Source organism: Candidatus Krumholzibacteriota bacterium (assembly GCA_016931295.1).
In the GTDB taxonomy this organism is placed as follows: domain Bacteria; phylum Krumholzibacteriota; class Krumholzibacteriia; order Krumholzibacteriales; family Krumholzibacteriaceae; genus JAFGEZ01.
Genome location: JAFGEZ010000047.1, coordinates 62,097 through 80,952 on the forward strand (window position 1 = coordinate 62,097; position 18,856 = coordinate 80,952).

18 protein-coding genes and 1 tRNA gene are annotated in these 18,856 nt (G+C 68.3%); 5 read left to right on the forward strand and 14 right to left on the reverse strand.

Features of this window, described 5'->3' with window-relative positions:
- Positions 1-97: 97 nt before the first annotated feature.
- A complete protein-coding gene (locus JW876_11875; protein MBN1886205.1) occupies positions 98-613 on the forward strand; it encodes an NUDIX hydrolase in 516 nt (171 codons plus the stop codon).
- On the opposite strand, the gene JW876_11880 is transcribed toward JW876_11875, so the two are convergent.
- From JW876_11880 to JW876_11915, 8 genes are all read right to left on the reverse strand, one after another.
- Entirely contained in the window at positions 592-1,635 is a 1,044-nt protein-coding gene (locus JW876_11880; GenBank protein ID MBN1886206.1) for a thiamine biosynthesis protein, read from the reverse strand. The genes JW876_11875 and JW876_11880 overlap by 22 nt on opposite strands.
- 112 nt (positions 1,636-1,747) lie before the next feature.
- Positions 1,748-2,614, reverse strand: a complete 867-nt coding sequence (locus JW876_11885) for an ABC transporter permease (protein ID MBN1886207.1) — start codon at positions 2,612-2,614, stop codon at positions 1,748-1,750.
- A complete protein-coding gene (locus tag JW876_11890; GenBank protein ID MBN1886208.1) occupies positions 2,611-3,615 on the reverse strand; it encodes an ABC transporter permease in 1,005 nt (334 codons plus the stop codon). The genes JW876_11885 and JW876_11890 overlap by 4 nt, the downstream gene beginning before the upstream one ends.
- The gene (locus JW876_11895; protein ID MBN1886209.1) at positions 3,612-5,117 is read right to left on the reverse strand and encodes an MBL fold metallo-hydrolase; all 1,506 of its coding nucleotides are present in this window, start codon (positions 5,115-5,117) and stop codon (positions 3,612-3,614) included. Before JW876_11895 ends, JW876_11890 begins: the two co-directional genes overlap by 4 nt.
- A complete protein-coding gene (locus tag JW876_11900; GenBank protein ID MBN1886210.1) occupies positions 5,102-6,760 on the reverse strand; it encodes a peptide ABC transporter substrate-binding protein in 1,659 nt (552 codons plus the stop codon). The genes JW876_11895 and JW876_11900 overlap by 16 nt, the downstream gene beginning before the upstream one ends.
- A gap of 23 nt (positions 6,761-6,783) precedes the next feature.
- Entirely contained in the window at positions 6,784-7,332 is a 549-nt protein-coding gene (locus JW876_11905) for a nitroreductase family protein (protein ID MBN1886211.1), read from the reverse strand.
- A gap of 26 nt (positions 7,333-7,358) precedes the next feature.
- A complete protein-coding gene (gene ccsA, locus JW876_11910; protein MBN1886212.1) occupies positions 7,359-8,147 on the reverse strand; it encodes a cytochrome c biogenesis protein CcsA in 789 nt (262 codons plus the stop codon).
- Positions 8,144-9,592 (reverse strand): cytochrome c biogenesis protein ResB, encoded by a 1,449-nt coding sequence (locus JW876_11915; protein ID MBN1886213.1) that lies wholly within the window; start codon positions 9,590-9,592, stop codon positions 8,144-8,146. The genes ccsA and JW876_11915 overlap by 4 nt, the downstream gene beginning before the upstream one ends.
- Positions 9,593-9,730: 138 nt before the next feature.
- On the opposite strand from JW876_11915, the gene JW876_11920 reads away from it, so the two are divergent.
- On the forward strand, positions 9,731-11,353 hold the full coding sequence (locus JW876_11920; protein MBN1886214.1) for a DUF885 family protein: 1,623 nt from the start codon (positions 9,731-9,733) through the stop codon (positions 11,351-11,353).
- Between the two features lie 55 nt (positions 11,354-11,408).
- Entirely contained in the window at positions 11,409-12,407 is a 999-nt protein-coding gene (locus tag JW876_11925; protein MBN1886215.1) for a DUF4097 family beta strand repeat protein, read from the forward strand.
- On the opposite strand, the gene JW876_11930 is transcribed toward JW876_11925, so the two are convergent.
- Together JW876_11930 and JW876_11935 are read right to left on the reverse strand one after the other, a co-directional pair.
- Positions 12,391-14,079 carry an amidohydrolase gene (locus JW876_11930; GenBank protein ID MBN1886216.1) on the reverse strand — a complete coding sequence of 563 codons (1,689 nt, stop codon included), beginning with the start codon at positions 14,077-14,079 and terminating at the stop codon, positions 12,391-12,393. The genes JW876_11925 and JW876_11930 overlap by 17 nt on opposite strands.
- Positions 14,080-14,114: 35 nt before the next feature.
- Positions 14,115-14,999 (reverse strand): hypothetical protein, encoded by an 885-nt coding sequence (locus JW876_11935; GenBank protein ID MBN1886217.1) that lies wholly within the window; start codon positions 14,997-14,999, stop codon positions 14,115-14,117.
- A gap of 137 nt (positions 15,000-15,136) precedes the next feature.
- Here JW876_11935 and JW876_11940 point away from each other — a divergent pair, with 137 nt between their 5' ends.
- Both JW876_11940 and JW876_11945 read left to right on the forward strand, forming a co-directional pair.
- Entirely contained in the window at positions 15,137-15,955 is an 819-nt protein-coding gene (locus tag JW876_11940; protein MBN1886218.1) for a rhomboid family intramembrane serine protease, read from the forward strand.
- A 228-nt stretch (positions 15,956-16,183) separates the two neighbouring features.
- Positions 16,184-16,741 carry a hypothetical protein gene (locus JW876_11945; GenBank protein ID MBN1886219.1) on the forward strand — a complete coding sequence of 186 codons (558 nt, stop codon included), beginning with the start codon at positions 16,184-16,186 and terminating at the stop codon, positions 16,739-16,741.
- 91 nt (positions 16,742-16,832) lie between these two features.
- Here JW876_11945 and JW876_11950 read toward each other — a convergent pair whose 3' ends face one another.
- The 4 genes from JW876_11950 to JW876_11965 form a co-directional block, all read right to left on the reverse strand.
- Positions 16,833-17,336: a DUF4446 family protein gene (locus JW876_11950; GenBank protein MBN1886220.1), complete on the reverse strand. Its 504-nt coding sequence runs from the start codon at positions 17,334-17,336 to the stop codon at positions 16,833-16,835.
- 141 nt (positions 17,337-17,477) lie between these two features.
- Positions 17,478-17,561, reverse strand: a tRNA-Leu gene (locus tag JW876_11955).
- 17 nt (positions 17,562-17,578) lie between these two features.
- A complete protein-coding gene (gene secG, locus JW876_11960; protein MBN1886221.1) occupies positions 17,579-17,992 on the reverse strand; it encodes a preprotein translocase subunit SecG in 414 nt (137 codons plus the stop codon).
- Between the two features lie 95 nt (positions 17,993-18,087).
- A complete protein-coding gene (locus JW876_11965) occupies positions 18,088-18,855 on the reverse strand; it encodes a triose-phosphate isomerase (protein ID MBN1886222.1) in 768 nt (255 codons plus the stop codon).
- Position 18,856 lies beyond the last annotated feature (1 nt).

Genomic DNA, 18,856 nt, shown 5'->3' on the forward strand with positions numbered 1-18,856 from the left:
CGAAGGAGCCGGCAACGGGAAAGGAAACGCCGGCGCCTTCCGCCTTGCGGCGGGCGGAACCATGGCGTATCATCCCGGAACGGAGGAGAAACTCGTGATCGTGGAAAAACGGTTTTGTCCCTTCTGCGGCGAACGTCTCTCGACGAAGACGAACGAGGGCCGCGTCCGCCTGTGGTGCGGCGCCGAGTCGCGATTCGTCTACGAGAATCCCGTCCCGGCCGCCACCGGCATCGTCCGGGACGAATCGGGACGAATCCTCCTGGTCAGGCGGAACCGCGAGCCGCGGGCGGGGATGTGGTCGCTGCCGGGGGGATTCGTGGAGCACGGCGAGAGCCCGGCCGAGGCCGCGGAGCGCGAGCTCGAGGAGGAAACCGGCCTTCACGTCCTCGGAGCCGGGCTCCTCGACGTGATCTACGAGGAAAGCGAGTTCTACGGGACGAGCCTGCTGATCATCGGCTATCGCTTCGACTCGTGGACGGGAACGCCGACGGCGGGGGACGACGCCTCGGAGGTCGGATTCTTCGATCCCGGCGCCATGCCGCCACTCGCCTTCCGCAGCCACCTCGCGCTCGTCGACGAGTGGCGCCGGACTCAGGAACCGGACAGCCGGTAACCGTCGATCTCCTCGTCATCCGCCGGCACCACCTCGACCGTTTGCTCCGTTCCGTTCCGGCGCAGGGCGATCGTCACGGGCGGATTCCTCCTGCCGTCGCCGTATCTCGCCGTTATCCTCGCCGCCGTCTCGAGTTCCTTCTCGTCGGGGTCACCCAGTATCACCGTCGTCGGGCCGGGCGCGGAGACCGTGACTGCGAGCCACTCGCCGGACCACTCCCGTTCGAGATACTCGTTTTCCCGCTTGTCTCGCCCGACGACGATCCTGGCGTCGGGCGAGATGCGGAAATGCCGCCCCGTCGAGAGGAGAACGGCCTCCTCCCGCGTGATCGCGGCCGGCCGGCGCCGGCCGACGAGATCGCGGAACTTCACCGCGTAGGGAATGTCGGTCAGGGCGCACCCGCCCGCCGGCGAGGCGTACGGCCCGATCTCGAGCTCCTCGGCGAGCTGCATCTGGCGGCGGCGGGACCGTCCGCGGATATCGAGCAGCCGCTCCCGGTCGACGAGCCCCTCCTTCTCGGGGATCGTCGGCTCGAGCAGCTTCGCGCACAGCGGACGGAGAAGCCGTCCCTCGAGACCGCTCTCCTGCTCGACCGTCTCCATCGCCTGCCGGTGCTGCGACATCGGCCGCTGTCCCAGCACCTCGCCGGTGAAGACGAAGTCCGCCCCCGTCTCCTCCATCCGCCGCCGGGCCAGGCGAAGCATGAAGATCCGGCAGTCGATGCAGGGGTTGACGTTGGCCCCGTAGCCGTGGGGCGGGTCGAGGAGGAGTTCGAGATATTCCGTCGAGAGGTCGACGCACTCCACGGGGATGCCGAGCGCGGCCGTGAGCTCGCGCTCCCTGTTGTCGAGATATTCGCGCAGCGACCCGGCGCCGTCGACGAGCCAGCGGAACACCGACTGCGAGAATCCCACGTAGCAGGAAAGTCCCCGGACCTCGATATCCTGCCGCCTGACGAGAGCGACGGCGAGCATCGAATCGAGGCCGCCGGAAACCATGCCGATTGCGCGTACCGTACGCATCGCGAACCGCCTTTCCCGTCCAGGGTGCCGCCGCGATCGAGGATACACGATCCGTGCGCGCGCGCGCAAGGATCCCCGCGGCCGGTTCGCGCGAGGGCGGCCGGCGCACCGGTCACAGCGCCCGACCGAAGGCCCGCCTGAGGCCCGCGCCGAACCGGTTGACGGCGAGGCAGACGGCGAAGATCAGGAATCCGGGAGCGAAGGCGGCGGCCGGCGCGCGACGGATGAGGACCTGCGCGTTGCGGAGCATGTTGCCCCATGTCGGCAACGGCGGCTGGATCCCGTAGCCGAGGAAGCTCAACGCGCTCTCGACGAGGATCGCGTTTGCGAAGAGGACCGTCGCCGCGACGATCACGGGCGGCATGGCCTGCGGGAGAAGATGCCGGAAAGCGATCGAGGGCCCCCGTGCCCCGAGGGAGCGCGCGGCGGAAACGTATTCCTCCTCGCGAAGGGAAAGGAAGGTGGCCCGGACGACCCGGGCCGTCTCCATCCACGATGTCGCGCCGATCAGCAGCGGCACCGTCGCGATCCCTCCCCCGCCCGCCGCCGCGACGACGAGGATGACGAGAAAGACCGGGATCGAAAGGAAGAGATCGACGAGCGATGAAACGGCGGCGTCGACGGCTCCCCCGGCCCATCCGGCGAGCGCGCCGAGAACGATCCCCGCCGCGGAGGCGACGGCGACGGCGAGAAAGGCCGTTCCGAGCGTGAACCGGCCTCCGTAGAGGAGCCGCGTGAGCAGATCCCTGCCGAGCTCGTCGGTGCCGAGAACGTGATCGGGCGACGGGGACGCCAGCACGGCGTCGAGATCGATGGTGTCGCGTTCCCAGGGCGTGAAGAGCGGCGCCAGCGCCGCGAGGAGCAGGACGAGCGCGACCAGCCCGCCTGCGGCGAGCGCGGCGCGGTCGCTGGCGAGACGCGGCACGACCCCGCGCACGGGCGTTCTTTCCTCCCCGGCGGCGCCGACTCGACGCGTCATCTCGCCTCCCCCCGGAGCGTCGCCCGCGCCTCCCGGCCGAGGGCGGCCTCCCCGGGAACGAAACGGGGATCGGCGATCATGCAGAGGATGTCCCCGGCGAGGTTGAAGAGGATGATGAGCATCGAGGCGACGACGGCGATCCCGAGCACGCGCGTGTAGTCGTGCCGCTGGAGCCCCTCGTAGAAGAGGCGGCCCATCCCCGGCCAGGCGAAAACCGTCTCCAGCGTGACGGCGCCGGTGAAAAGGACGGGTGCCTGCATGACGACGACGGAGATCACCGGCAGGAGGGCGTTGCGCATCGCGTGCTTGAAGAGGATCGTCCGCTCGGCGAGGCCCTTTGCCCTGGCCGTCCGCAGGAATTCCCCCTCGAGCGCCGAGGCGACGGCGCCGCGCACGTAACGGCTCCACGCGGCGAAGAGGGAGAAGGCCAGGATGAGCGACGGGAGCGCGAGATGCCGCAACCGGTCGATTGCCCCCGCCGCGCCGATCGTTTCGCGGCCCCCGGCGGGAAGAACGCCGAGCTTGACGGAGAAGAGGGCGATCGCCATCAAGCCGAGCCAGAAGACGGGAACGGACATCCCCGCGGCGGCGAGCAGCGAGACGCACTGGTCGACGAGTCCCCCCCGCCTGAGCGCGGCGAGGGAGCCCGCCAGGAGAGCGGCGGCCAGCGCGACGAGGAACGCCGCCCCCATGAGCTCGAGCGTCGCCGGCACGCGATCGAGGATCATGCGCGAGACGGGCTGCCCCGTCACGTAGCTCGCCCCGAAATCGAAACGCAGGAAGACCTGGCGGAACCAGAGGCCGTACTGCACGGGGAGGGACCGGTCGAGGCCGTAGTTCGCGCGGATGCGGGCGAGATCCTCGCCCGTGACCTTCGGATTCTGCGTGAGGAGTCCGGCCGGGCCTCCCGGGGCGAGATGGAGCAGCGCGAAGGCGAGCATCGATACGAGGATGACGAGGGGCACCGTCCGCAACAGCCTGAAAAGCACGAGCCGTCTCACGCGCCGCCCCTCCCCTCCGCGGCGGGGCCGATCGACCCTGCCTGCCCCGCCCGCCGCGGCGGATCGAGTTTGAACCGCTCGCCGGCGCGCGGGATCGCCGTATCGACGCCCCGCCGCCGCAGGGTGTCGGCGAGAACGCTCGCCTCTCCCATCTCGCCGTGCACGAGGAAGACGCGCCGCACGTTTCCGATCCGATCCAGCCACCTGGTCAATCCCTCCCGGTCCGCGTGGCCGGAGAAGCATTCGAAGGAGGCGATGCGCATCGTCGGCGTCATCCATTCCCGCTTTGTCTTCCCGCCCTCGCGTCGGACGACCATGACGGGACTCTCGCCGTTGCGCAGCCGGGCGCCGAGCGAGCCGGGCGAACACCAGCCGACGAGACAGAGCAGGTTCGTCTCGTCGTCGATCATGCGCGCGAGGTGGCGCGGCGAGTTGGCGTATTCGAGATCGCCGCTCGATGTGACGAAGACGGCGGGCTCGTGCAACCGCGCGTGCACGGCCATCGTCGTGCGGCTCTTCACCTCGCGCAGCGACGGGAAGGAGAGCAGCCGCCCTCTTAGCGAACGCGCGTAGGGAGACAGCGCGTCCGGATACCGCCGGTAGATCGCCGTGATGCTGCGCGCCGTCGGGCTGTCCGACCAGACGATCGTTCCCGGAGGGATCTCTTTCCGATCCATCGCCTCCTGGATCGCGGCGATGACCTCCTGCGTCTTGCCGAGCGTGAAGGCGGGCACGAGCACGTCCCCCCCGCGTTCGAGAGTCCGCCCGACCTCGCGGGCGAAACGGCGGCGCGCCTCGTTCGCTCCGGCCTCCCGGACCGAACCCCCGTACGTGGACTCCATGACGACGTAATCCGCCGCGCCGATCGATCCGTGCGGCGGCGCGAGGAGCAGGTTGTCTCCGCCGATGTCCCCCGAGAACACGACGACGACGGTGTCATCGTTTGCCGGCAACCCGGCGACGATCGACGCCGCGCCGAGGAGATGTCCCGCCCGCACGAAACGGAACCGGCAGCCGCCCGCGACGAAGGAGCTGTCGAACCCGACCGGCGTCAGCAGCTCGATCGTCCGCTTGATCGCCTCTTTCCGCTCGGCGCCCCGCGAAAGGTTTCCGCTCATGCGAAGCATGACGAGGGTCAGATCGGCGGTCGGCGCCGTGCAGAACACGGGGCCGGCGAATCCCGCCTCGACGAGTTCCGGGAGGCGCCCGCAATGATCGAGATGCGCATGGGTGAGGATGAGGAAATCGAGCGTTTCCGGGCGGGGCGGCAGCGGGGCGTTTGGCGGGCCGAAGATCCCGCAGTCGACGGCGAACCTGGAGACCGCCGTCTCGGCGAGGATGCACGAGCCGCCGACCGTTTGCGCGCCGCCGACGAAAACAAGCGACGGCGAACCTGCCCCGCCCCCCGCGGGGAAAGCGAATATCAGCATCGCGGCGACTGCCGCGAGAAGGAGGTCCGCCCGACGTCGATTCGTGTTCTCGCTCTTCACTCGAGCCGCCATTCGGCCGCGTTCCAGGTGTCGCCCGACTGTGTGGGATTCGGCCGGTAGTTGCGGAGCCGGACCGGCATCGCGTCGAGCTGCGTCACCCACAGGAGGGGAATGATCGGCACTTCCTCGGCGATGATCGCCGAGACGCCGGCGTAGATCCGTCGCCGCTCGTCGGGGTCGAAGGTGGCCGATCCGAGCGCGAGGAGTTTCGTGAGCTCTTCGTTCCGTATGCGCGAATTGTTCTGCCCGGCCGGCGGGATGTAGTCGGCCGAGTACGTTCCCTGCTTCGTCGAGGGATCGGGAGGCGAGAGGAAGGCGTAGAGCGCGATGTCGAACCGCCCCCGCTTGAGGACGCCGCCGTCGTCCCATCCGGCGTAGAGGACCGTCGGGTGGTGATTGCGGATCGTGAGATCGACGCCGATCCTCCGGAACTGCTCCCGGAGAACGACCTCGGTCCGCTCCCTGTTGAGACGTCCCGCGGTCGTCGTGATCTCGAGCGACAGGGGGCGCCCCTCCTTCTCCCTGATCCCGTCGCCGTCCGCGTCCCTCCATCCCGCCTCCCGGAGGAGACGGCGCGCCCCGTCGGGATCGTACGGATTGTGCTCCGCGGCGAATCCCGTATGGTAGGGCGAGGACGGATGATCGTCCTCCCAGGCGGGAATCCATACGCCATCGTAGATCTTCCCGGAGATCTCGGCGCGGTCGACCGCGAGGGCGAGGGCCCGCCGCACGCGCCTGTCGGCGAGAACGGGATGGTCGAGATTGAGATCGAGGTGCTCGTTGAAGAGGGCCGCGTTCCGATAGACCCGCACGTCGGTCAAAGACGACGCGACGTCGAGGAGCGCGTTCGGAGCATTGTCGATCGCATCGATCTCCCCCGCCTCGAGCTGCATGAGGAGCGCGTTCCCGTCGGGCACGAAAACGAGCACGATCTCGGCGATCCCCGGTCCTTCCCCGTAGTAGCGGGGATTCGCCTCGAGACGGATGTGCGACCCGGCCACCCACTCGCGGAAGACGAATGGCCCCGAGCCGACCGGCGCGCGGTTGAAGGGATCCGAGGCGAAGCCGGGACCGAGACTCTTCTCGAGGAGGTGCCGGGGCAGCACCGATTCGTCGTAGAAGCAGTCGCCGACGAAGTTCGCGTAGACCTCGCGCAGGTGGAAGACGACGGTGAAGGAATTCGGCGTCTCGATCCGGTCGATCACGTCCCATCCCTGGCGGGTCTCGACGTTGATCTCCGGGTGCGTCATCACCCGCCAGGTGAATTCGACGTCGCCGGAGGTGAGCGGCACGCCGTCGTGCCACATCGCGTTCTGCCTGAGTCGGTAGGTGTAGCGGAGATGATCCGGCGAGACGAGCCCGTTCTCGACGGTGGGTATCTCGCGGATCAGGTCGGGGACGAGTTGCATCGCGTCGTCGTGCCTGACGAACCTGCCGAAGAGGAGATTGCACGCGTAGACGACGCTCACCATCGAGTTGAGCGCCTCGTTCAGGATCTCGGGCTCCTGCTGCATCCCGATGACGAGCCGGCCGCGAGGGCCGCCGACGCCGCGCGCGCCGTCGCCCGCGTCTTCTCTTCCCCCGCACCCGGCAAGCAGAATGACGATCGCCGCGGCGGCGGCCCGACGCGCCCTGGACGGGTTCCCCATATCCACCGATCCTCTCTTTGTTCCGTCCCTCAGCGGTCGTGGCCGGCGAACTCCCCGAAGGAGAGCCGCGGCGGCCGCTCTCGCTCTGCCTCGATCTGCTTCTCGCCGAGCAGGTCCGTGGCTTCCGGGTCGTGGCGCCCGACGACGATCAGCGTGATCACCGTCATGCCCGGCGGGATTTCGAGCGCCCGCGCCACTTCCTCCTCGTCGAATCCGGCGATCGGATGCGCCACGAGGCCGAGTTCCGTCGCCCGGAGAACGAGGAAGGAGACCGAGAGCCCCGTATCGAACAGGTAGTACTCCCGCCCCTTCACCAGGCAGTCGAGCTCGTCCTTCGAATAGACGGCGACGATCATCGACGCGCGCCTGGCCCATTCGTTTCCCGGAGAGAGGGCGTCGAAGAGGCGGTCGAGCGTCTCGCCGCCGGTCACGAACCGGAATCGCCACGGCTGCTTGTTGAAGCAGGAGGGAGCCAGGGACGCGCACGTCGCGAGGTCGCGCACGAGCGAATCGTCGACGTCGACCGGGGCGAGCGCGCGATAGGCCCGACGCTGCTCGATCAGCTTCTTCACCGACATGTCGTCTCCTTCCGTCGGCCGCGCTCCTAGATGTACGCGTGGAGTCCGCCGAGGAACAGGTTGCCGAGAAACGAGAGCAGAATGATGACGAATCCGACGATCGCAAGGACGGCGAGGGTGCGGCCGAACCAGCGCCCGCGCATGTTCTGGTGCAGGAGCATGGTGTAGAAGAGCCAGATGACGAGCGCGCCGGTCTCCTTCGGATCCCAGCTCCAGAACCGCCCCCACGCGTTCTTCGCCCAGATCATGCCGGCGAAGAGGGCCCCCACGGTGAAGAGCGGATAGCCGATCCGGATCGAGCGGGAGATGATCTCCTCGACGAGATCGCGCGTCCGCCCGCGGCGGACGAGCCAGAAGATCCCGCCGCCCGCCGCCGTCAGGAACGCGCCCTCGGCGACGGCGGCAAGCGAGACGTGTATGTAGAACCAGTAGCTCTGCAGCGCGGGCATCAACTGCCGCGATATCTCCTTCGGCAGCATCGACGCGACGACCATCACCATCACGATGACCGGCGCGACGATCACCCCCGCCTCGAGATTGCCGAAACGGCGGATGATGACGATGAAGGCGAAAGCGACGGTCCAGGACATCGTCAGGGCGTATTCGTACATGTTCGAGAAGGGAGGATGCCCGGCGAGAACCCATCGCGTCGCGTAGCCCGCCGTCAGGAAGAGGAATCCGCCGATGAAGAGCGCCGCGCCCAGGCGGCCGAGCGCCCGCCGCCCGAACCCGAGAAACAGCGAGAAGACGGCGGTGGATCCCAGGAAGAGCCAGAAAGAGATCCAGAAGAGCTGTACGTCCGGTGTGCCGCTCATCGGTCGTCTCCCGTTTTCGGTATCGGCGCGACTCCGCCGACGGCCGCCGCGGCGAGAAGCCCGATCTCGTCGTCGAGACTCGACCGCCACCCGCCCCCCGCCTCGGCGATCACGAGCGCCTCCGGTTCGACGGCGCCCAGAAGCGAACGCCGCGTCGTCGAGTACATCATGCCGAGGCCGAGCGTCGCGATGATGACGCCCGCCAGGACCGGGGCGCTCCCCGGATCGCGGCTCACCTGCAGGCCGGTCACGTAGACGGGCTCGACGTCGATGAAGGCGAGCGTCCCCGGCCGCGCGAACCGCTTGTCAGCGGCGGGGTACCGGAGAAAGAGCCATCCCCGTTCCGTCCTGGCGCTGTCGCCGAATTCGACGAGGAGCGCCGGGTTCTCCATGGAGCCGCTCGCCGACCACGCCCCGCCGGGACCGGTGCGGAAGTCGGGAAGAAAGCGGCGTGCCCGAAGAACGAGGCCGTCGATGGCAACTTCCTCGCCCGGGCGGAGGCGGATCCTCCGGGGCGGGGCCGAGGCGCTTCGCCATTCGACGATCGCCTGCTCGAACACGTCCTCGTCGATGAACCAGGAGCTCTGGAAGACCTCCCACGGACCGACGGAGAAGGGCTTGTTGACCTCGACCGTGGCGGTGCGCACCGTGTCACCGCCCGCGTCGATCACGGAGATGACCGAGACGTAGTCGAGCAGCTCGCCCGACGGCCCCCGCAGGATGTCGAAATCGCGAACGAGCAACTGCCTGTCGTCCCCCTGCAGCGGCAGCGCATCGCCGGGCCGGCCGTACAGGATCTCCGTTCTGCCGCCGACGCTCGTCACGACCGCGCCGACGGTGACGAGAAGGAGCCCGAGGTGGAAGAGGAGGGTGCCGACGCTCCGAAACCGCCCCGTTTGCGCGGCGAACAGGACGGAATCCGTGTCGGCGCGCATCGCCACGCGCCATCCGCGGGACCGCAGGTGCCGGGCGAGTCGTTCCGCTGCCGCCCCGACCGCCACCTCGTCGAGACGTTCCGCGGCGCCGAACCGCCGTCGATGGTGCTCGACGATGTCCCGCTCGTCCCCCCCCGGGCGCTTCCAGGGAACCGTCAACCGGTGCGGCCCCCGCGGCAGCGATGCGGGCGCGTCGAGACGGAAGGATCGCCGGAGGATGCCCGGCCACCGTGTCGCCACGCAGAGAGATGTCGTGACGAGGAAGAGGCCGAGCACGCCGCGGTACCACGGGGAATGGAAGGGATCGTGCAGCCGCAGGAACAAAACCGCGTCGACGGCGCGCTTTCCCCAGCGATCGACGTAGGCGTCGCGCGCCGTCGGCACGTCGGGCGGCACGAGCTCGGTCAGGATCCACCCGGCGGCGCTGGCCGCGAACAGGACGGCGATGACGCCGACGGCGAACCGGTTGCCGACGAGAGGCTTCGAGCGCGTATGCGTGGCTTTCTTCATGGGCGCCTTTCCCGTGTCGGCGGTATTGTACCGGAAGGCGCCGGCGTCCTCAAGTGCCTTCCGGGAAAATCCCTTTGCCTCCCTCCCGCGGCGGGGAGTATAACCGACGGGGAGAGGGATATTCCCGGAAAGGCGATCATGAACGGGCAAAAGACGAGGTTCGTGGCGTGCTCGCTTGCGCTTTTCTTCTGCGCGGGCGGATGCGGAGCGCCGCCGGAGACGGGGCCCGACCCCTTCATCCGGATCGAGAGCCTGACGTTGCGACTCTACGAACGGATTCATCCCCTGCGCGCCTCCCGGCTCGGTTTCGCCGGCGCCGACTCGCTGCTCTTCACCTTCGACGAGCGGTGCGTGGCGGACGCGGCGGCGGGCCTCGATTCCCTGCTCGCGCTCGTCGATTCCCTCTCGTCGGCGATCCTCGGCGCGGAGAGGCGAACCGACGTCGCCCGGGCCGCCGTCTGGGCGCAGGGCCAGCTCTTCTCCCTTCGCGAGCTCGGCGCCGACCGGCGCGGACCGGTCCTCTACTGCTGGATGGCCGAGGAGGCGCTCGAGGGGATCCCCTACCGGTCCGCGCCCCCCCGCGAGGGAGAGGCGGAGGCCTATGCAGCTCGCATCTCGCAACTTCCGCGTCTCCTCGAAAACGCCGCCGAACGGATCGTGAATCCCCCCCTCCTCCACGTCGACCTCGCCGCGGCCAGGCTCGACGGATTGATCGGGAGGTTCGACGCGCTCGCCTCGCGATGCGAGGCGCGATGGGGCGCGCGGGCGCCCGATCTCGACGCCGCGCGGGCAGCCGTCGTCTCGTTCCGGCGATTCGTCGACGGACCGCTGCGGAGCGAAGCGCGGGGCGGCCTCATCATCGGCGCCGAGAATTTCGCGCGGGTGCTCCGTTACGACGAAGGGCTCGTCATCGACCCGGTCGCCGCCGCGGCGGACGCGGAGAAGAGCATCCGCCGGTACAACAGCCGCTGGCTCGCCGTGCGCAGGAGCGCCGGAGAAGCCGGCGGCCGCCGTCACGATCCGGCGGAGATCCTCGCCGCGATCGACGCGGGAGCCGGGCCGGGGGGAAACGTTCCCGCCGTCCGTATCGTGCAGGCGAAACCGCCGCACGCGGTCGGTGCGGATCCCTTCCTGGCGCCGCCCGCCGTCCCGCCGCCCGTCGCCGCGCTGGAAGCAGCCTGCCCCGTGTCCGGACACCTCCCCGTCGTTTTCCTCGATCCAACGTCGACCGACGGGGATGCCGCGGCGCTCCGCATCGCCCTCTTCCGCGTCTCCGCGAACGCCAGGGACTACGACCGGGAGCTCTGCCGCACCGCATCGCCGCTCGGGATCCTCTTCGCATCGCGCCTCGCCAGAATGGCCTTCGTCGACCACGTCGTCCAGGATCTCGTCGACGCCTCCGACGACGACGCGCTGCGGCGGTCGTTCTACGAGGACCGCATCCGGGCGCTGGCCGTCCTGGTCGTCACGATGCGGCTGCACGGGGGCTCGTACACCTCCGAGGCGGCCGCGGTCCAGCTCCGCTCCGCCGTGCCGGGCATGACCGCTCTCGACGCCGCCTCGATCGTCGCCGCCGCGTCGATCGACCCGTCGATCGCCTATCCGGGAATCGCGATCCTCCTCTCGGATGAGCTCGTCAGGAAGGCCTCCTTCCTCCCCGGCGGGGGAACGCCCCGGGAGAAGGCGCGACGCCTGCTGCTCGCCCGCGCCGGACGGCCGCTTCCCGACATCGTCGACGAGGCGACCGTCGACCGCCCGTAGCGGGCCCTGCAACAGAAGAGCGCCCGTTCCGTATATCCGACATGGAGGTGACGACATGAAGAGATATGGATATGTTCTCGTCGCGGCGGCCGCCCTCCTCTTGGCGGAAACCGCGGTTGCGGGAGAGATGGTGAGGAAAAACTACCACGAGACGTTTCCCGTCGAACCCGATGCCCGGCTGCGCCTCTTGCACGGCGACGGGGACGTCACGATCCGCCCGTGGGAACGAAACGAGATCGAGGTGACCGTCCGCTACCGCGCCGAGTACAGTTCGCTGGGGGTCGGCGACGAATCCCGGTTCCGCGTCGAGTTCCGCCATGACGGGAACGAGGTGGAAGTGATCGAGGAACGGCGCACCGGGGGCTTCTTCGGCTTCCGCCTGCAGCGCACGCACGAGTACACCTACACGATACACGCGCCGGCCGGCACCTCGCTCGATCTCGACGGGGACGACGGCGACGTCGATATCGAGGGGTGGCGGGCGCGGATCGACCTATCGCTCGACAACGGCGACGTTCGCCTGCGCGACGTGAAGGCCGAAGAGACGACAATCGAGCTCGGCGACGGCAGCCTCGACATCGAGCGCCACGAGGGAGATCTCGACGTGACGGCGGACGACGGCGACGTCTCGGTCGACGGAGCCGTGACCGCATCCTGCGCGATACGCGTCGAGGACGGCGATGTGCACATCAGTCGCTCGGAGGGGGATTTCCGCATCGACACGGATGACGGCGAAATCAGGCTCCGCGACACCGCCGCGCGCCGGCTCCGCATCGAGACCGGCGACGGCGACATCGACCTGGCGCTGCTGCCCGTCGACGGCGTCGACTACTCGATCGACACGGACGACGGTGACGTGGATCTCGCGCTGCCGCCGGGATTCTCCGCCGTCTACACCGTCGACGTCGACGACGGATTGATCCGGATCTTTCTTCCCGGGGAAACGGAAACGAACAGGCGGCGGCACCGCGTGTCCGGCACGCTCGGCGATGGGAACGGACAGATCAGGATCAGCGGGCAGGACGGACGGATCAGGATCAGGGAATCGCGCTGAAGCCCTTCCGCGAATAGGCGATCCGGCCGCCGACGACGGTCATGAGCACCTCGATCTCGGGGATCGTCGCGGGATCGACGGTCATGACGTCCGCCGATAGGACGGTGAGATCGGCGAACATGCCGGCGGCGAGAACGCCCCGGTTTCCCTCCTGGTGCGCCGCCCACGCCGCGTCGGCGGTGAAGGAGCGCACCGCCTCCCCGGCATCGAGCCGCTGATCGGGGAACCAGCCGCCGGCCGGCTCGCCGTCCACGCCGGCGCGCGTGACCGCGGCGTGGATGCCGAGCAGGGGATCGATCGACTCCACGGGAAAATCCGAGCCGCCGGGGATCCGGCACCCGGCGTCGAGCAGGCGCCGCCAGGCGTACGCCCCCGCGAGCCGGTCCGCTCCGAGCCGATCCGGCGCCCACGACATGTCGGACGTGCAGTGGGTGAACTGCATCGACGGCACGACGCCGAGCGCCGCGAACCGCAAAATGTCGGCTTCGGAAACGACCTGCGCGTGCTCGATCCGGTGGCGGCGGTCCGGCGCGGGCGATTCCCCGGAAATCCGCTCGATCGCGTCGAGCACGACGCGGTTCGCCCGGTCGCCGATCGCGTGGACGGCCGCCTGGAAGCCGTGCCGGTGGCATGCGGCGAGGCGATCGGCGAGCGTGTCCAAATCGACGACGAGTATGCCCCGGTTGCCCGGATCGTCGTGGTAATCCTCGAGAAGGGCCGCGCTCCTGGCCCCGAGCGAGCCGTCCGCGAAGAACTTGACCCCGACGACATCGAGCATGCCGCCGGCATGGCCGCGCAGGGGCCCGGCGGCGAGGATCGAATCGAGCCCCGGCTCCTCGCAATCGACGTAGAGCGTGAGTCTGATCGGCAATTCGCCCGCATCGTACATCTCGCGGTAGAGCTTGATCGTCGCCGCGCTCACGCCCATCTCGTGGACGCCCGTCAGCCCGGCGGCGAGACAGCGCCTCGCCGCGTCCCGGAGAAGCGCCCGCTCCTCGTTTCGCGTGGGCGGCGGCATGATCGACGAGACGAGCTCCATCGCCGTGTCGAGCAGGATGCCCGTCGGCTCGCCCCCGGCGTCCCGGAGGATTTTTCCCCCAGTTGGATCGGGCGTTTCCGCGGTGACGCCCGCCGCCGCGAGGGCGGCGCCGTTCACCCACGCGGCGTGCCCGCAGACGCGCGAGAGATAGACCGGCCAGTCCGGCGCGACCGCGTCGAGGTCGCCCCGCCCGGGGTAGACGGGATCGTCCCAGTCGTTCTGGTCCCATCCCCTGCCGGCGATCCATCCCGATCCAAACGCAGCGCGCCCGGCGACGAGGCCGACGACATCCTCCGGCGAACCCGTGCCGACGAGATCGATCCACGCCCGGCTCTTCGCGTAGCCGAGGAAATGCGCGTGCGCATCGACGAGGCCGGGGATGACCGTCGCGCCTCCCAGATCGACCGTCCGGGCGCCCGGGCCGGCGGCGGCGAGAACCTCGTCCGTGGAACCGACGGCGATGATGCGTCCGTCCCCGAAGGCGATCGCCGCCGCGGGCGGCCTGTCTTCGTCGAGGGTATGGATCACTGCGTTCGAAAAAACGGTGTTCACCGTCGTCTCACCTCCGTGCGCGACGCCGCAGGCCGCCGCCGACACGGCGAACAGCAGGGCGACGATGGCCGCCGGATTCATCGTTGTCACGTGACGTCCTCCCGATCGCGGCATGTTCAGCGATAGAGCGACTTGATTCCGCTCCAGGTCGTCTCGCGGACGGCGGTCCCCTCGCACCCCCAGGTGACGGTAAAGGCCCCCATGTTCACGCCGCAATCGTTGTTGGCGCTCCAGCAGGGAGAATCGACGTGCAGGAAGAACGGGGCTTGCGGATAGGCGACGAAACAGAAACGGGGCAGTTCGTGGATGTTCGTCGGCGGCAGGGAGACGCCGGCGGCATCGACGCCGTTCATCCAGAAATCGCTGCAGTCGATCGCGACCGTGCCGGATGCCAGGTCGATCCCCGTGTCGCACCCGTAGACGATGCTTCGCTGGACGACGGCCGCGGCGCCGGCGACGCGGACGCCGGTTTCGCAATCGACGATCGTGTGGTTGCCCACATCGACGAGCATCCCCCCCGCCGCCTCGATGCCGACGGCGCAGGAGTCGATGAAATTGAAGGAGAGATCGGGAGCGGAGGAGGCCCCCGAGACGGCGATCCCCGTGCCGCATTCCCTGATGTTCGCGTAGGAGACGGCCGGCGAGCCGTCCTCGATCGCCACGCCCGTCGCGAAGCCGACGAAGGAGATGCCGAAGAGATTGAACGCCGGCGAGGCGCCCGCGATCGTGATCCCCGTGCCGCTCCCGGGTGTCGGCGCGGTCACGTAGACGTTCCCGCCGTTGAAGGAGAGGAAGACGTCCTTGCCCGCGACGGAAAGGTTCTCCTCGTGGTAGACCCCGCCCTCGATGGAGATGAAATCGCCGGAGGCGGCAGCCGAATCGAGCGCCGACTGGATCGTCGGGCACACGCCCGAACCGTCCGGGTAGACATTCCAGAACGCCGCCTCGGCGGCGCCGGCGAGGAAGAGGAGCGCGAAGAGCGATACCAGGATCCCTTTCACCGTGCATCACCTCCATACGACGATACCACAGCGGATTGGCCGGAGTCGACTCCCTTTTTTTACCGCATTCGCCGGTTGCCCGGCGGGGCCCGATCGATTATCATGTGATGACTGCACACGCACCGGAAAGGCCTGGCATGTACGGACGACGCGGATACCGGAAACCCGGCGGCAGTTTCCTCGACAACGTGACGGGAAGCGCCGTTCTGACCCTCGTGGCGATCAACGTCATCGTCTTCATCCTGCAGATCGTCCTCATCCGGACTCGATTCGGCGACGTCTTCGGCCTCACGCCGTGGCTGGTCGTCCACCGCGGCTGGATCTGGCAGGTCGTCACCTACATGTTCCTCCACGGGGGCTTCTTCCACCTCGCCCTGAACATGTTCATCATCTACATGTTCGGCCGCCAGCTCGAGGCGGTCTGGGGGAACGCCCGCTTTCTCCGGTACTACCTGCTCTGCGGCCTCGGCGCTGCCGCGGCCTCGTTCCTCTTCTCCTACCGGACGACCGTCATCGGCGCGTCGGGAGCCGGGTACGGCATCCTCCTCGCCTACGCGGTCCTCTTTCCCTACAACGAGATCTACGTCTGGGGGCTCTTTCCCGTGCGGGCGCGCACCTTCGTCATCGTGATCGCCGGGATCGAATTCCTGAACGGCATCACCGGCGGCGACGGCATCGCCCACTTCGCGCATCTCGGGGGAATGGCCGCGGGGCTGCTCGTCCTCCGCGGAGACCACCGTTCCTTCCGCCTCTGGAACCGTCTCGGCCGCCTCTGGCGGCGCATCCCGATCAGCGTGCGCTTCGGCGACGAATCCCCCCCTGACGGGGCGGCGAACGACGATGCGGCGAAGGTGGACTCGATCCTCGACAAGATATCGGAAAAGGGATGGGAGAATCTCACCGAGACGGAGCGGCGCATCCTCGAACGCTACTCAGACGAGCACCGCCCACGTTGAACATTCCGTAACCCTTTTCTCCACAAATGATTGAATCGAAATGCGCCTTGACGCCGCCGGCGCGTTGGTGTATACTGTTCGATGCTGCTCCAGGGGAACAATCCTTCGAATATCTCAAACGGCAGACGACCACGACGACACGCGCGCGGGGAGGTGATGACGCACGGCTCCTTTTTGCGACCGTTTGCTTTCCGCTGCATCGTGATTCGACCGAACAAGGGGGAACCAATGAAACGCTGCTGCATCGTCGCACTGATCATGCTGGTACCGGCCGGTCTTCTCGCGGCGCCGACGATGGGCGTCTATTTCACGTACGATCCGTACCAGATGCACTACAGCCCGGCATCGCCCGGCGTCATGTTCGACGCGTACGTCTACGCCCACAACACGGGATGCTATCTCACCGCCGTCGAGTTCCAGCTCGCCATCGGCTCGCCGATGATCGGTTTTTCCGGGATGGAGATTCCCGAGGGCTCGCTGAATCTCGGCGATCCGCTCTCGGGCGTCGCCATCACCTACTGGCCGCCACTCGACGGATTCACGCCGGGATACAATCTCCTCGCCACCCTGCATCTCTTCGCTCTCGATGTCTGCGAGGATTTCGGCGGGACGATGTCGAACGTGCCGATCATGATCCTTCCGCACCCCGACACGGGGATGATCACCGGGACCTGCTGGCCAGACAACCTCCCCTTCCAGTACATGGGTTTGACCTCGACCTGCTGCCCGCTGGGCGTGGGCACCGAGGAATCGAGCTGGGGCGGGATCAAGTCGATCATCAGGTAACCCGCGGCCGACTGGCGGAGACAAAACGAGGGCGGACGCCGCATCGCCGGCTTCCGCCCTCGTCGTTTTCCATGCCGCGGCGCCGGCCCCGTCAGCCGCCGACCGCCTTCGTGGCGGTCTCGAGCGCCGTCCGTTCCTCGTCGCTCAGGTCGCGCGAGGGCGTCCCTCCGGAGACGTCGAGCGCGTAGCCCCTCGTCGCGTTCCTGCCGACGAGGTTCGTGAGGATCACGCCGTTCCGCTCCCCGGTCAGCAGGCAGAGCGAATAGCTCTGGTTGCCGCCGACGTCCTCGAAAGCGTTGTATTTCACGAGGCCGGCGCCGCTGAACGAGCCCTCGAGCCGCGCGGCGATGCCGGCGAGCCGCCCGGACTGCTCGCCGAGAAGGGCGCGATTCTCGTCGACGCCCTTGAGGAGCTCCTCGAGCGCCTTCTCCGCGCCCTTCTTCTCGCAGAGCGCCGCCATGCTCCGGTAGGGTCGACGGAGTCGCCGCACCTGGCCGAGGAGCACGATCGCGGCCGCGAGCGAGAGAAGAGCGATGACGAGGGCCGCCACCGTCAGCAGATCGACGTGCGCCTCGATATATGCGTTCCAGCCCAATCCCGACCTCCTTGACATCGAACAGCGGTGAGGGTACCCAACGCCGACTCCCGTGTAAAGCGAATAGTGGCCGGCGGGCCGTCCATGCCGATCCGGCGCCGGGGCAAAAAAAAGCGGGGCCCTTCGGCCCCGGGAATCTAATGCCGAGAGCGGGACTCGAACCCGCACAGGATTTCTCCCACTACCCCCTCAAAGTAGCGTGTCTACCAGTTCCACCATCTCGGCACGAATCGATCGCGTCCCTATTCGCCGCCGTCGGGCTGGCGCGTCTCGCCGCCCTCCCCGGACTCGTCCTCGTCGCCCGCCGGCTCCGGGACGTTGCCGAGGACGTCGTCGATGTCCTTCTGCTCCTCGGGAACGATCGTGTTGATCTGCTGTCGCTGGGCGGCGCGCCTGAGGGCGCTCTCCTGCTCGTTGCCGCCCTGGTCGGCGGACAGGAAGGCGAGCGTCAGGGACGTGACCATGAAGACGATCGCCAGCCAGGTCGTCGCCTTCGAGAGGAAGGTCGCCGCCTCCCGGCCGCCCATCATCGCCTGGCCGCCGCCTCCGCCGAACGCGCCGGAGAGCCCGCCACCCTTGCTCGACTGCATCAGCACGACGACGATGAGCAGGAAGCAGGTAACGACGTGAAATGTAACGAACACGTTGAACAGCATATACGCACCAACCTTTTCGAAACTATAGTCTAATACATGGCCGCGGCCAAGTCAAACGCTTTGTGTTTCCCCTCAACTCGTTCGTATCCCGGGAGTTATCTGCTCTCCGGGGCCGCCGCGACGATGCCGAGAAATGAAGCGGCATCGAGGGCGGCGCCCCCCACGAGGGCCCCGTCGATCCCCGGCCGGCCGAGAAGGGTCGCGGCGTTCGAGGGCTTCACGCTTCCGCCGTAGAGGATCGGCATCGCCTCGGCGACCACGGCATCGAAGAGATCGCCGACGACCGAGCGCAGGTACCCGTGCATATCGGCCGCGTCTTCCGGCGTCGCGGTCTTCCCCGTCCCGATGGCCCAGACCGGTTCGTAGGCGAGCAGTACGCGCGACGCGGCCGGGCGGTTGAGTTCCCCGAGGGCGGCGGTCGCCTGCGCGGCGACGATCTCCCGGGCCCGCCCCGCCTCGCGCTGCTCGAGCGTCTCCCCCACGCAGAGGATCGGTTGCAGGCCCGCCTCGAGCGCCGCGACGAGCTTCAGCTGGAGCAGGGAGTCCTCCTCGCCGATCACGTGCCGCCGTTCCGAGTGCCCCACGAGCACGTATTCGCAGCCGAGGGCGACGAGCATCGCGCCGGATATCTCCCCGGTGAAGGCCCCGGCGGGCTCATGCCAGAGGTTCTGCGCTCCGCATCGCACCGTCGTCCCCCCGGTGACGCCGCAAACGGCCGGGATCGCCGTAAAGGGCGGGATGAGAACGATCTCGCACGCCGGCGGAGCTTTTTCCGTCCCGTGGACGATCGCCTCGGCGAGTAGGCGTCCCTCCTCGTGCGTCTTGTGCATCTTCCAGTTGCCGGCGACGATGATCCTGCCCATG